Origin of the sequence: Citrobacter portucalensis (assembly GCF_023374935.1) — a bacterium.
GTDB lineage: Bacteria > Pseudomonadota > Gammaproteobacteria > Enterobacterales > Enterobacteriaceae > Citrobacter > Citrobacter portucalensis.
Genome location: NZ_CP092466.1, coordinates 1259054 through 1272696, shown reverse-complemented (window position 1 = coordinate 1272696; position 13643 = coordinate 1259054). Strand labels below are relative to the sequence as shown.

Below are 13643 nucleotides of genomic sequence, written 5' to 3'. Positions count from 1 at the left end.
TGGCCAGAAAAAAAAGGTTAGTTATCTACTGCTGATCTTCGACATAAATTCCGGCAGAAATAATTGCCCCGCCGATTCGACGCTTACCATACCCCAGAGGGACGGGATAACCCTGCGCTGCTGTGTTGGTTACACCACCGAATGCGTATGATGCACGGTTATCTGCGCTTTGTTTGCTGGCTAATCCGGTTGGCTGAGGTGATAGCATTTGGACAACCCCGCCAGCCATTAAAGCAACACCAGGGGCAACTAAAGCCATACTTGCTCCCCCTGTAAAACCAGAAAGAGCGTAGCCAGCTACTACCAAAACTGCACCTAAAATAGTTTGCAGCAGCCCAGCCTTTTTGCTTCCAATTACAACAGGAACTATACGGAAAACATCCTCCGTAACGGGAAATCCCAAATCATCCAACCCTATATTTTTCTTGCCACGAAATATGGCATAAGTTAGTCCGCGCTGCTTACTGGTATTTAAATATTTTTCAAATCCATTAACAGTGCAGCAAAGCGATTTAATAATTTCTGAGCTTGTTGCAACCAACCTATTATGGCTTTTACCGAATTGCTTCCCCAGAACACCACCAAGCTCGATTTTCGCCATAATCTCTTTCATGAAATCACCCATAAAAAACCACCCGAAGGTGGCTGTATAGTAATTTTGAAGATTTAGAGCATTGATGGTCTGATATCTAATCCTGAATTAGTATCACCCGTTATTCTAAATCTTTGACTCTCATTGCTGTTAATTTGCGTGGAAATTTCTTTTAGAGGTTGTCCTACTTTCATCGCGCATAACCCTTTACCTTTTGAGTCACCGGCAATACCTAAAATATGCCTACCTGGAACGACGTTGATATCAAAAGTCTCCCCAGTGTCGATTCTTGCGAAGGATTTACCATCAATGGTTACCTCAACATAACATCCGCCACCGGCCATCCAACCTTTATCGCGAGTAATGGTTATTATGGCATCACCGTTACCTTTTGATAAAATTCGCTCGGAAGGGACTTGGCGTGCACTGGCAGAGTCAACAGCTGTTGTGGAGCAACCAGTAATTATTGTTGCGATTACGAGTAATAAAATATTTTTCATATCCCTATCCCCTTTGGTTTTGCAAAAGGTTAGCACAGAGATTTGTAACGTAAAATCTTCATCGTCCTTTCTTGCCAGTAGCCACCATACGGCACCCGCTGGCTCAAATGTCCATACAGGTGGTGCAGCAGCATGTTGCCCTCCAGCAGGATCCCCGCATGATTCCACTTATCGGCCTGCACCTGCATGATCACCATATCGCCTGGCCGCGGAGGCCCGTCGAACTCTCTGAAACCGCACTCGTACCAGCAATCCTGATAGAAATTGTCCGGATAATTGTTTTCCCACCATGGATAATCTACCCGGTAATCGTGTAAATCAATGCCGTGATTCTGGCGGAAATAGCTCATAACCAGACCCCAGCAGTCAAAGTGCCCAAGAACAAACGGGCGCTCCAGCAGCGGAAGTTCTCCACGAGGCTGGATGGTGCGTAGATCCCCCTCCGGCCAGCTTACGATATGCCAGGGTAAAAGCGTTGTGTCGCATTGAGCTTTATCCAGTTCGCTCGGCTGTGTCGTGGCATCAGGGTGACTGTGAACGATGGCGATCACCGTACCCCAGTCTTCAGCAGCTGCATAATCTTCCGGGCAGAGGACAAAATTGTCCTCCGGCTGCGTGGCTAGGTTGCGGCACGGGAAATAACGTTCAACACGGCTTTTCTGAGCCACCACGCCGCAGCACTCACGAGGATATTCAGCTGCAGCATGCGCCATAATGGCATCAATGGTTTTCTGCCGCATATCAGCTCCTGATCAAAGACGTGCCAGGGAACCCACCAAACGAGAGCTCGTTATTTTCTCCGAACCGAAGTTTGCAGGCCGTCAGCGTGCCATTGCATTCATCAAGCGACGGATCGCTAACTGGGTTGTTGTTTTTGTCGAAATAGTTGGTCCCGGCATAATCGCAGCCGTCGCCGGTGCGATACTTGTTCCTGATGCACCAGGTGCAAAGAGAATGAAGCTGCCGCGTCGGGATCATTTGGCCCTGCAGGTCCATCGGGCTGGATAACGTGAACTCAACCACTTCGTTGGTTTCACTGCTCTTTGCATCGATGTAGAAAACCTTCAGCTTTTCCTGGGTCGGATCAGCTGTTGGATTGCCGTCGGCAAAGTTAATCGCGTCAAGATATTTTCCCAGCGTGTCATGGATTGTCACTTTCGCCTGCAGCATATCGTCATAAGCTAGGCAGAGTGCCGTTATGGAGCTATCAAGGTTAGCCACAGATAATTTTGGCTGCGCGCTGCTTCCACTCGTAGATGCTTCGATCCCCTCAATCTGGCATGGCCAGGCTTTATACTCCTCACCCTGCCACCAGATAGATTTTGCAGGCAGATTATTTTCATCACCGCCAGCAGCGAGGATTTCAGTTTCAGTGTGCGCGAGGCTGTAGCTATGAAATCGCAGCACATCACCGATACCAAATGCCGTGCCATCCACTTCGAAAAGCCTGACCACATCGCCAGGTTCGAGCTTCTGAAAATCTGCGTTAATACTCATGGTCGGAATGCCTGTATGAATGTTGCTTCAAGGTTAAACTTCCCGGCACCCAGCCCCGTAGGTTTATACGCCTCGCAGCGATAAAGACCTAATGGTTCCAGTGGCGGTTTCCACTGAAACGCTTTGGTACCACCGTGCCTGTCAAGAAAAGTCTTTATGGCCTCGATATAGGATTCATTCCCTGTGAAATTAAGCGTCCACTCCTGACTTCTGGTGTTTAATCCATCACCAGACACCTGCTCATATCCATCGCCAAACTTCGCTTTCCTCGTCCGGAATGTCGTATCAGCCTCAGCGTTAATTCTTGGGCACCATGCAAAAGTTTCAATGGCCATTAACGCCCCCCTTTCGTCATATTCCAGATGGCCCCGCCCGGGGCTAAATCTCTCATTATCAGCTCCCTGTAACGCTTATCTGTAAAAGCACCTACTTCTCGCGCAAATTGTTCGTAGCCAGTAGTCGCCTGTGTTTGAGTGTTGCCGTTGCCATCAATGGTGATATAAACCTGTGGCGCCGAAGATACAGACTGACCTCCGCCACCTCCGACCGCACGAACGCCGAGAGAACCATCCGGCGCGCGGGTAAGCGGCATGATCGCCTCCGGCCCAGCCTCGCCCATGATTCCGGCCCCGCCTTTTGCAAAAGCAAACATGGTGGGATTTCTGACGATCCCATTACTGAAAGCGCTCAGGGATGGAGACTCATAAACGCCGCCTTTGGCGTTAAACTGGAAGCTTGAGCCATAACTGGAAACCGCCGTACCGGTGCTGGCTGATGCTCCCGCCCCGCCTCCGAAGAAGCTGCCTACACTGCCGATGAGTGAGCCAAAGATGCCAGAACCGGAAGAGGCACCACCCATCGCGCTGACCACCGCCATCTGCAGAGCCACTTTTTCGATAATCTGCAGGACAGAAATACCCCACGATTTCCAGCTAACCTTATTGCCTTCGAGCATTGAGGTGACGTTACCAAACGCGCTGTCGAGGGTGGTTTTCACCCCGTCAGAAACCGTGCCGGATACGTCACTGATTTCATCAAACCAGTTGGAATAGCCGCGTGATACTCCGGACATCCAGTCCGCTTCAGCTGCTGCTATAGCCTTGTATTTCTTATCCAGAGCATCGAGGGCAGCTGCGCGCTGTGCGATGGCCTCGGTGCCGCCGTCCGTTTTAGCAAAAACACGGTCGATCTGTTGCGTCTCATCGAACCGGCTGCGCTGGCGATCACTCATGCCTGCGGTTTCGGTTGTCAGCGTCGCCTCATCCCTGAACTTTCGGGCCGCTTCAGTTAAATCCTTCAGAGCATCAGCCTGTTCGCGCTGCTTGCGCACGTTCTCGTCGGCTTTTTGCGTCCATTTTGCCAGCTCTGCTGATGATGCCTGGATCGCCCGGCGCTGCTCGTCGGTCCATTTAGTGCCTGCCTGGTGCGATGCCGCGTAAAGCTCGGATGCTTTTTCGCCTTCCGTCGCCCTGACGCGTTGCACGTCGATAGCCACACTCAGATCGGCCATTTTCCGGGAATACTGTTCGGCGGTGCTGGCCGCTTCACGCTCGGCTTTACTCTGTGCTTTCGAAGCGGCGGTAGAGGTTTTTTTTGCCTCCGCAGCCGCTGCATCTTTTTTGGCTGCCTGATCCTTGTTGTAGATATACTGGGTGTAAAGTGCTCCCGTCAGCTTCAGGTCTTCTGCTTCATACACGTGCTGCTGATGGAGTTTCTCTAATCCGCTTAAGCTGGCCAGCTCATTATCGCGGCGTGAGCGCTCAAGTGCGGTTTGCTGTTGAGGCGTTGCATTCGCCAGTGAAACGACGGGCCCGGCATATTGTGGTGGCTTGGCGCCAGCGGTCGCTGACATTGAGCGATTAAGCAGGTCATACGCACCTTTCAGGATAGAGACGGCGCCAGCCTGTTCGATAGCCTTTTGCGTGGCCAGATCACTGGCCTGGTTAACCAGCTTCTGCGTTTGCTCGACTTTTGAAGCTGCCTGTTCCCGCTGGTACTCCAGCTGGTTCAGCTTATCAGTCAGCTCGATGTTTTTGGCCGTGATGTCGGCCTGGTCCATGAAAGTGTTAATCAGGGTCAGCGTCGGATGGCGGTTGTAGTCCTGCTGGATTTGGTCAACCGCCTTAAGGCTGTCTTTCACCTTTGCGATCTGAGAGTCGAGGTCGGCCAGGTCCTGTTTTTGCGCCTGTAAGGATGTACGGGCATCGGCTGCCGTGGATCGCAGGCCCAGAACCGACATTTTCTGCAGCTTGCCGTTAATTTCGTCCAGATTATTGGCAAATCCTACCGCCTCACGGTGCACCTGCTGGGTATGCTGATAAAGGCCATACATCGCAGCGCCGGCACCGATAATCACTCCAGGCCAGCCACCGAGAATACCCAGCACCCCACTACCCAGCCGTGACATTACCGAGACTGTATTGGTGAGGTTGTTAACCGCAGAGGCCCTGCCAGCAAGCGCCGTATTCAATGATGCCTGAGCTGCAGCAAGATTACGCTCAGCAACAATCTGAGCCTCGATACTCGTCGCCGCTGCGAGCGCCTGTTGAGCGCGGTAAACAGCCTGGCGACCAGCAGCAACGCTAACCTGGGTTCCACGGACCTGAGCCTGCGCCAGCGCGACCTCGGCGGCCGTATTAGCGAGGACTGCCCGGGTTGACTGAGCAACGCTGCCGACCATGTTGCCAAAATAACGAGCGAGGCCAATACCAACCAGAATACCGGCTGTATTTGCCACATCATCGATGTTATTCGCCAGACCATCCAGCACGCCGGAAAGCGTTGATGATGCGCCGACAGCATCGTTCGCCCCGCCAACCCATGCAAGGAAGGCGTTTTGCACTTTCTGTGCAGATCCGCTGATGGATGCAGGAAGGGTGTCGAACTCTTTACGGAGGATCTCGACATTGGTTAGCAATGGGACAATCTTGTTGGTCGTTAGCTCGCCATTGTTGGCCATATTTCGCAGACCACCAACAGTGGTACCCAGCCCATCAGCCAGCAGTTTCGCCAGGCGGCCGCCGTTCTCCATGATGGAGTTAAATTCCTCACCTCGCAAAACGCCTGAACCAAGCGCCTGGCTAAGCTGGGTGATAACAGAACTCGCCTCTTCGGTACTGGCGCCAGACAGCTTAAGTGAGGTTGCTACGGTTTCCGTAACTTTTGCGACGTCAGCAGAAGCATAACCGGCATCACGCAGGGACTGCGCAATTCTGCTGTAAAGGTTGCTGTTTGCCTCGAGGGATGTTCCGGTGCGCTGGCTAATCTCCATCAGAACGCGCTGGGATTGCACGTAATCCTCACTGGAAGAGGACGCAAGGCGAAGACGCCCATTCAACTGATTCCACGTGTCGGCAAACTGAATAAGCTGATGCGTGGCAAATGCTCCAGCCCACGCACCAGCAAGCCCGGCAGCAGAGGAGCGTACGGTTGCAAGCTGAGAATTAAGGTCAGCTAAAGACCGCTGAGTTTCACGCGTGGCCGCTGCAGCTTTTTTCCCGCCCTGTTCCATAGTGCGGTAGTAATCGGTTCCCATGCGGGACGCTCTGGCGATCTCAGACTGGAAAGAAGAAGAGTTCGCCGAAATTTTGATGATTAGCTCGCGCAGCGTTGCCATATTTCACCCATAAAAAAGCCCGCAGCCGCGGGCAATCAAAGACTGGACATCCATTCTTCAAGTTCAGAGACTTCAGCGCCTTCTTCCTGCTCACCCCATTTCAGCATCACGTCAGGAATGGTGAATTTACCGCCCTGAGAGTTCAGCATTGCAACGGAGATCTGCGCCGCCTGTGCATCGGCGCGCCAGTCTCCCACAGGACTGATGCGGTCGAACTCGATCCACATTTTGAGCTCGCTGGCGGTAATGGTCTGGCGCAGTTCGTGGAGAGTGCGACCCATCCGGAGCGCGAGCGACATCAGGAAGAAGGTCAGCGGCTGCTTTACGGCTTTCCCGCTTCTTCCTGACTCATTCCGAGGTTGAGGGCCTGAGCCAGCAGGCGGGAGTGCACAGGACCATAAATTTTAGATACCTGCTCCTGATCCTCATCGCTGAATACGCGCTCGCCGTTTTCATCCAGCAGAACGTCAATAAACAGAACCACATCAGCCTCTTTGTTACGCAGAAACTTTTCCGCCTCCGTCAGCGTCGGCGCCTCTTCGCCATCGGCGAGATGGGGATTAACGATCTCCCGGAATTTCACCCAGGCATCGCCAGAAGGTTCACGAAGCGTTACCTTAGCGCCATCCCATTCAGGGACCGTGATACCTTCTTTCGTGCGATAGGCTTTCGATGCTGTAAGCGCCACGTTGCGTAATGAATTCTGTGATGTTTTTTGCGGCATTTCATTTTTCTCTTGTTACATGATCGGAGGGATAAAAAAAGCGGCCGAAGCCGCTCAGGAACCAGACGCGTAGATGCGTTTAGGTTTGCCGCGTACACGCAGAGAATAGGTAGCGCCAACAACGGAAGATGTTGCGGCAGACCATGAGCTCTGGCGTACCTCCACCAGCACGTAGAAACCGTTGTCAGACGGGAATACCACACGCAGCGCACGCAGTTCGTCATTTTCGTAAGCGGTCTGCAGTGCCTCCTGTGCTGCTTCATCGCCAACCCAGTTACGGGTAATGCTCATTTCAGCAGGTGCGGCGAGGCCGTTGGTTTGCTCCTGTTCAGTTGAGCAAAGCGTGGTTACGTCGATATCCCCTTTTTGACCACCCGTAAAGGTGATCTCCTTTGTTGCACAGGCTGCTTCCAGCCAGGTAATGCCGGCCCCCGGGAAGCCTGAGGCGTTAAAATCATCGGCGGTTACGGGGGAGTCGGAGACGGCAAAAGTCATCCCCTTTGTGACTTCATACTTACTGGTCATGGTTTCTCCAGTTAAAAAAAGACCGCCGGAGCGGTCTGTTATGGTGGGTAAGGTTAAACGGTTACCTGAAATTCGAGCGTTGCCCGGTAATAGCGCAGATCAGGCTCATAGCCCGGCGTTTTCACAATGCTTTCCGGCTTCAGCACCTGGAGAGCATCAAGCGCCATATTCCTGATCGTGCGCGCCTCAGTGATTGTGCTGGAATAAACATCAACCTGTATAGAAACGGCAGATTCAGCCTGACCACAGAGAACATCAGCGGCCACGTCGGTAATAATCGAGAAAATTACCCAGGGCGGAGAGACTGAAGGCTTCCCATCACTGCCGAGTGGGGCAACGTAGGGATAGACCTGCCCTCCGGCCAGCGACTCCAGCAGAGGATAGAGATCGTCTTCCGTCATTTGCTTAATGCCTCGTCAATGGCCTGGTTCATGCGCCTGATCGCGACCTCCGCCGCCTGCTCCTGGCGAACATCGAACGCGGGACGAATGAACGGGTGCGGCGGCATGTTAACGGTACCCATTTCAACAAAGCGCCAGTAAAACGCATTACGCGGGTCGCTGGCTTTCATGGTGTTGTCGCTATTACCTGTTCGCATGTTGCGTCCACGGATGTGAATACCGGAAGATATTTCCCCGCGGCGGCGGCTTTTTTGGGTCACCACCACCACGTTTTTTTTCAGTTTCCCGGTACGCACCGGAGCGCGGGCGATCACTTCTTCCTTAAGCACTTCGGCGCCAGCGCGCGTGGCATCACGCAGAACCTTGTTGTTTTCAGCGCGGCTAAGCGCCTCCAGATCCTTTGCGATGTCATTTAACCCGGAAAAATCGAGGCTCGTCTCAATCATTTTTCAGATCCCGTTTTGCAAAGAATTTCCAGGCGAGTGCCAGTCGCATTTGCTACAGGAGGACCGATGATATTTAGCACCTGACCTTTATACGGGCCGCTGAGCACTTCCAGACGAGAAGAGGCATTCAGCTCTGACCTGAAGCGCATCCAGACGCGAATGGTTGCCTGCGCCGTTTCCGCGCCGCCTGACATCTGCTCTCTGCCGCTGATCCCCTTTACCTCAGCCGGGACCGGGTTGCCACCTGTCCACGATTCAACCGGCTGACCAGATGGATCGCGCGAAGTCGTGAAGGTGAGAATTTTTACCCGGTGCCTGAATCGTCCAGGTTCCATCAGGAGCCCTCCTCAGGTTCAGATTTACCGCGCCAGTTGCGATGGATGAACATCATGCGTTCTGCTGCAGCGTTCTCATATAGCTGTACTTCGCTTTGCGCGGTGCGGTGTTCAAACATGTCAGCAAAGACAAGGAGAACGGCGCCCTTAACGGCAGCAGGAATATCATCTGAAACTTTCCATGCTGGTTCATCGCACCAGCGTATGCAGTAGTCAAAAGCGGCCTGAGCGTACAGGGTGATCAGCTCGTCCCTGTCGTCTTCCTCAAACTCAATCTGCTGCTTGAACAGTCGGAGGCCAATTACATCCAGAACATCTATCGCCATACGTTAAAAGGGCGGGTCACCCCGCCCCCTCCATCATGAGCCAGAAGAGAAAGCGCCCTTGATGATTGCCGTCGGGCGATAGTGCGCCAGCGCCAGGCGTTCTTCGCACAGGATGGTCAGCATGTTTTTCACGAAGTTGTCGCGGTCTTCACGGCTGACTTCCACGGTGGCATCCATGCGATCCCACACCTGTGAGGCCATATCAAAACCGCCCACCGTAAAGGTGCCAGCGGCCTGCGCCTTAGTTGGAACCACTGGCAAACCCCACATGATGTTGCTGGTAAACGCCTGAGGACCACCGAAGATATAGCGGCCTTCGTTGTCTTTCAGCAGCGCGATGTTGTGCCAGTCGCGCGGGTTCAGGACGATACCGGAAGCGCTAAACTCAGACTCTGTCACCTGGTAAATAGCGTGAGCGATAATGTCAGCGCGGGTGTCGCCGGTGGCATTCAGCGAGGTGTCATAGGCTGTTGCCACTTTATTCAGACCCTCCAGGTTATCCCCGGTACCGTCGCCGTTCAGCAGTTGGCCTTCTTCCTTCAGCGCCAAACCGTACATGAGGCGGTTGTTGACGTATGACTGCAGCATTGGCGCATCGTCCATAACCTGACGTGACGCCTGCACCCAGTGAGCGATGGTCTTCACGTTCGCGGTCTGCTTGCTGAAGGTAATATCCGATTCAGGTTTCAGCGCTTTCTCGGCCACCACATCGGCGTTATTGGTAAACACTTCTTCACGGACGTATTCCAGGGAGTTACTGGAAATGCGGCCCTGCGCCAGCAGATCACGAATGGTCAGACGGCGCAGGCCCGGCATGATGATGCCTGGAACCTGCATCGGCTGGATCAGGCTGCCTGCAGAATCAGAATCACTGCCCAGCGACTTGTTAAAGGTTTTCGCGTCGAAGCTGCCTTTGCTTCCGTTCCAGGACTTCTGCAGCTCTTCCGCTGCGCGTTCGGAGAAGGATTTCTTCTCACCCGGATTTTCGGCACCGGAGGCCAGTTTCTGCTCAAGATCGAAGAGGCGAGTGCCGGATTTGGTCAGTTCTTCCTGTACTTTCGCAAGGTCGGACTGCAGCTGCTTAGAAACCTTGCCAGTGCTTTCGATTTCTGCTTTCTGCGCATCGAAAAGCTGGGACATTTTCTGCTGTGACTCTTCGATTGCTTTTTGAATGAGAGCGAGTTCAGACATAATTAATTACCTAAATTAGAAGGGAAATATTTGATGCTCTGAAGCAGAGCATTGATTTGTGCTTCGTTTCCGTCGCCCTCGGACTCGCTCCGAATCGCTGACTTAAACCGGGCTATTAACCCAACTGCCTGTGACTTGGTGAGCCCGACTGAATCCCTCAGCCAGTTCTCCACATCACGGATCGTTTCAATGCCATCGACACTTTTCATGGCTGCTATGCCAGCCTGTTCGTTGGCGGGGAAAGTGCAGACGCTGATTTCGCGCAGAGCCTGGATATTCTTAAAAATGCGGCCTGTTGGAATGATGGTGTAATCGTCTTTCGCAACGGAAAAGCCAACCGACATACCTTCAACCGTACCGTGCTGCATTGCCGCTTTCAGGTCGGCGGCGCCGCTGTGCCCTGGGGTAAGTTGACCGCGCACATACAGGCCTTTTTCGTCTTCGGCCAGGCTGTCCCATTTACCAACCGGCAGCTCCCACGTCTTGTGGTTGAAAAACATCGCCACTTTGCGGGTCTGGTTCGCCAGTGCGTTTTTAAACGCCCCGGGCAGAATGATGTCGCCATCGGAATCGGTGTTATTAAAAACAGAGGCGTATCCTTCAAAAATCCCCTGTTTACCGTCACCGGTGAATTTGATTTCTGTCTCGTCGAAGGACAGCGTTTTTACGATCTCAGGCATTACGGCCCCCATAAAAATTAAGCCCCGTTATTACGGGGCTCTTTGTTGGTTCCTAAATCGGTGAGCGGCACATATTGCGACTGGCGCATAGCCACATCTCCACCCGGCAATGGCGGGAGGTTGTCCGTTCGTCGCATCTCGTTGATGGTGCGTAGCCCTGCCTCTCCCATTGCCTTCATAAAGGCAGCGCGGGATGCCGAATCGCCCCTCAGCAGGCCGTCGAGATTGTGCTCAGCATGAATGCGACCAACATCCTTAGCAGGAATAAGCCACCGCTGAATGCTGTTTTCCCACCGGGAGATATAGGGCTGCAGGGTGTACTGCAGGAAGCCGAGATTCTGCTGCTCGATGCCCGATCCCCAGCTCGTTGATTTCTCGACGTCGCCGACAAGGTGAGGCGGTACGCCAAAGAATCGCGCCAGTTCACTTACCTGAAATTTTCGGGACGCCATCATTTCGGCATCCTGCGGCGTTACGCCAATTGCCGATGTGGAAAAGCCCGCTTCCAGAATCCAGAGGCGTTTTTTAACCGGACCGCCGGCGATCTCTTTGAAGTTCTCTTCGACCTGCGAGCGCTGCTGTTCAGTTAGCACTTTTTCGCCGGTTGAGAGGATTTGCGGAGACTTGGCACCGTTGGCAAAGAAATCTCGCTGCTGGTCCTCCATCGCAACTGCCACACCTGCCGATTTACAGGCAAAAGCAATGGGTGACAGGCCGACCAGCCCGGTGAATCCGAAGCCCTTAAGGTGAAAAATCTCTCTCTGCGAAAAGTCGGCGTATTCGCTGTCGCGTTGATAGCGATAAACCACTTTTTTCCCAACGAGTTTCACATCCATATTGGCAGACTGAAGCGGGAGAAGGCTGATCACGTCACCCGCGCTGTTGCGGTCCACCAGTGCATACGCGTTACCGTAGAAACAGAGCTGCATCGTCATGGCCTCCCTGAATTCCTGGGCGGTCATGTACTGATTCGGTGAATAGCGCAGCAGTCGCGCCAGCGGATTGCTCAAACCCACTTTTTTACGGTTGTCATTCTGGTCGGTTTCGAAGACATCAAGCGGTAAGCATGCCGTGAGCGTTGAAATCAGGCTCACGCAGCGCCAAACCGTCGAAATTTGCAGTATCCGTTCATCGTTAATGGATGAATCGCCCAGGTGTCCGTGGGCCGAAACGGGCCCCGTCTGTGAGCCCTGATTTGGGGTGACTAAACGCCCGCCGACAAACCAGGACTGCAGCCTTGCCCACCAGCCGTTATTGGTTCGCAGGTCAATCGTGTATTTTGGTTCTTCCATCACATGCTCAGCGGTCGGAAAATGAAGTCGTCGAAGTCACCACCCTGTTCGGTAACTTCCCCATTAGCAGCACCAACGGACATTGTCATTGCGACCATGCCATCAATACGGCCCGTTGCTTTGGATTTATCGAGCTTGCGGTTACCAGCAGCATCTTTCACCACCACCGCATTCACAGCACACATCGTTAATACGGGGTGCATGCCATGCCTCACACGCCCGTTAAGCATCAGAGACTCCAGCGTGTCTACAGCTGGCCCCATATCCTTAAAGCCCTGTCCGAACTCGACCAGTGGGAGGTTCAGCCCAATGGCATCGGCATCCTTCCTGAACTGGTCAATGCGCCAACGGTCAAAAGCCATCGAGGTAAGGTCGAAATCACCGATAATTTCAGCGATATCCGCAACGACGAATGAGTAATCAACCGAAGCGCCTGGCGTGGTGCGCAGCAGCCCCTCTCTCACCCAAACGTCATAGGGTGCGCGGTCCGTTTTGGTTCGCTCTTCAAGAGTCTTCTGCGGTGTCCAGAAGAAGGGGAAAACATCCCAAACACCATCTTCTGCTTCACCAGCGATAACCAGCGCCGTTAAGTCGTTTCTGGCTGACAGATCCAGCCCCGCGTACCACTTCCTCGGGGTGTTAATCGGCATCTCTCCGCAAAGCTCCCACACGCTGCGGGAGATAAACGGCGATACGGTAGAAACGCGCTGATTGAGGTTGAGGTTTCGGAAGGTGTTTTCGAAGCTTGGCATTCGGCCTGCTTTCTCGGCCTGGCGCGCCATGTCTTTTTCTGACCTGAATGTGCCCAGCGCCGGGTTTGCGGCCAGCCAGGACTCGCGTTTACTGATATCAGCGTCTTTTGGCGCTTCATAAACGTGGCACACGATGTGCGGATCTTGCGACTTGACCGCATCATCAATCCAGATGCTCAGCAGGTCAGCATCGTTTGCTGCCTGCGTACTGATAACAATCAGCAGCGGGTTTTCATGGGCCCCCTGCGCGGTAGTTATTGCATCGATAAAATCATCCTGTGGCCCCCTTACCTGCCCGGTTTCATCAAGAATGGCCAGAATGGGGGAAAGGCCGTGCGTCGTCTTACCTTCAGCGGATAAAGCCTTGTATTCGACGTTACACGGCAGACCGATCAGCTTTTTGCCGCTTGGCGTAATGTGCACAATCTCCTGCAGCTTAGGGTTCAGGTTGACCATCTTCACCGCGAGGTTAAAAACGATGGCCGCCTGTTCCCGGCTAAGTGCACCGCTAACAATCTGCGTGTTCTGCACCGCTTCAGGCCCCACCAGGTGAGCCAAGAGGATTCCAGCGATTAAGCCTGTTTTACCGTTTTTTCGGGCGATGCTGAGGATCGCCATATCTGTTCCGGCTAGATTGTCGTAAACCGCCAGGATGAAATCTTTCTGAAAGGGGTCCAACCGCATAGGCTGGCCGATAAGCTTGCCTTCTGGCACGATGCAAAAGCGCTCAATGAACGCTATTACACGCTCACCTCGCGTCATAGTC

General features: G+C 53.4%; 17 protein-coding genes. All 17 read right to left on the bottom strand.

The window, feature by feature from the left end; translation table 11 throughout:
• Nucleotides 1–25: 25 nt before the first annotated feature.
• From LY264_RS06145 to LY264_RS06065, 17 genes are read right to left on the bottom strand one after another with little or no spacing between them, the layout of a single operon-like run.
• Nucleotides 26–613, bottom strand: a complete 588-nt coding sequence (locus tag LY264_RS06145; protein ID WP_249457675.1) for a tail assembly protein — start codon at nucleotides 611–613, stop codon at nucleotides 26–28.
• A gap of 53 nt (nucleotides 614–666) precedes the next feature.
• Nucleotides 667–1092 carry a hypothetical protein gene (locus LY264_RS06140; protein WP_249457559.1) on the bottom strand — a complete coding sequence of 142 codons (426 nt, stop codon included), beginning with the start codon at nucleotides 1090–1092 and terminating at the stop codon, nucleotides 667–669.
• Nucleotides 1093–1121: 29 nt separating this feature from the next.
• The gene (locus LY264_RS06135; RefSeq protein WP_249457556.1) at nucleotides 1122–1832 is read right to left on the bottom strand and encodes a C40 family peptidase; all 711 of its coding nucleotides are present in this window, start codon (nucleotides 1830–1832) and stop codon (nucleotides 1122–1124) included.
• Between the two features lies 1 nt (nucleotide 1833).
• The gene (locus tag LY264_RS06130) at nucleotides 1834–2589 is read right to left on the bottom strand and encodes a phage minor tail protein L (protein ID WP_249457553.1); all 756 of its coding nucleotides are present in this window, start codon (nucleotides 2587–2589) and stop codon (nucleotides 1834–1836) included.
• Entirely contained in the window at nucleotides 2586–2924 is a 339-nt protein-coding gene (locus LY264_RS06125; RefSeq protein WP_143114286.1) for a phage tail protein, read from the bottom strand. The genes LY264_RS06130 and LY264_RS06125 overlap by 4 nt, the downstream gene beginning before the upstream one ends.
• Complete coding sequence (locus LY264_RS06120) at nucleotides 2924–6205, bottom strand: phage tail tape measure protein (protein ID WP_249457550.1); 3282 nt, start codon at nucleotides 6203–6205, stop codon at nucleotides 2924–2926. The genes LY264_RS06125 and LY264_RS06120 overlap by 1 nt, the downstream gene beginning before the upstream one ends.
• 35 nt (nucleotides 6206–6240) lie before the next feature.
• Complete coding sequence (locus tag LY264_RS06115) at nucleotides 6241–6504, bottom strand: phage tail assembly protein T (RefSeq protein WP_192463970.1); 264 nt, start codon at nucleotides 6502–6504, stop codon at nucleotides 6241–6243.
• A gap of 23 nt (nucleotides 6505–6527) precedes the next feature.
• Nucleotides 6528–6929, bottom strand: a complete 402-nt coding sequence (locus LY264_RS06110) for a phage tail assembly chaperone (protein ID WP_249457548.1) — start codon at nucleotides 6927–6929, stop codon at nucleotides 6528–6530.
• 54 nt (nucleotides 6930–6983) lie between these two features.
• Nucleotides 6984–7454, bottom strand: coding sequence for a phage tail tube protein (locus LY264_RS06105; protein WP_249457546.1), 471 nt, complete (start codon nucleotides 7452–7454; stop codon nucleotides 6984–6986).
• A gap of 53 nt (nucleotides 7455–7507) precedes the next feature.
• Nucleotides 7508–7855 carry a tail completion protein gp17 gene (gp17, locus tag LY264_RS06100; RefSeq protein ID WP_192463971.1) on the bottom strand — a complete coding sequence of 116 codons (348 nt, stop codon included), beginning with the start codon at nucleotides 7853–7855 and terminating at the stop codon, nucleotides 7508–7510.
• A complete protein-coding gene (locus LY264_RS06095) occupies nucleotides 7852–8301 on the bottom strand; it encodes an HK97-gp10 family putative phage morphogenesis protein (RefSeq protein WP_083020803.1) in 450 nt (149 codons plus the stop codon). The genes gp17 and LY264_RS06095 overlap by 4 nt, the downstream gene beginning before the upstream one ends.
• Nucleotides 8298–8636, bottom strand: coding sequence for a phage head closure protein (locus LY264_RS06090; RefSeq protein WP_249457543.1), 339 nt, complete (start codon nucleotides 8634–8636; stop codon nucleotides 8298–8300). The genes LY264_RS06095 and LY264_RS06090 overlap by 4 nt, the downstream gene beginning before the upstream one ends.
• Nucleotides 8636–8962: a head-tail connector protein gene (locus tag LY264_RS06085; RefSeq protein ID WP_249457540.1), complete on the bottom strand. Its 327-nt coding sequence runs from the start codon at nucleotides 8960–8962 to the stop codon at nucleotides 8636–8638. Before LY264_RS06085 ends, LY264_RS06090 begins: the two co-directional genes overlap by 1 nt.
• Nucleotides 8963–8995: 33 nt before the next feature.
• A complete protein-coding gene (locus LY264_RS06080) occupies nucleotides 8996–10153 on the bottom strand; it encodes a phage major capsid protein (protein ID WP_249457537.1) in 1158 nt (385 codons plus the stop codon).
• A 2-nt stretch (nucleotides 10154–10155) separates the two neighbouring features.
• Nucleotides 10156–10833 (bottom strand): HK97 family phage prohead protease, encoded by a 678-nt coding sequence (locus LY264_RS06075; RefSeq protein WP_249457535.1) that lies wholly within the window; start codon nucleotides 10831–10833, stop codon nucleotides 10156–10158.
• A gap of 17 nt (nucleotides 10834–10850) precedes the next feature.
• Nucleotides 10851–12125 carry a phage portal protein gene (locus LY264_RS06070; protein WP_249457532.1) on the bottom strand — a complete coding sequence of 425 codons (1275 nt, stop codon included), beginning with the start codon at nucleotides 12123–12125 and terminating at the stop codon, nucleotides 10851–10853.
• Nucleotides 12125–13639 (bottom strand): terminase large subunit, encoded by a 1515-nt coding sequence (locus LY264_RS06065; RefSeq protein WP_249457531.1) that lies wholly within the window; start codon nucleotides 13637–13639, stop codon nucleotides 12125–12127. Before LY264_RS06065 ends, LY264_RS06070 begins: the two co-directional genes overlap by 1 nt.
• Nucleotides 13640–13643 lie beyond the last annotated feature (4 nt).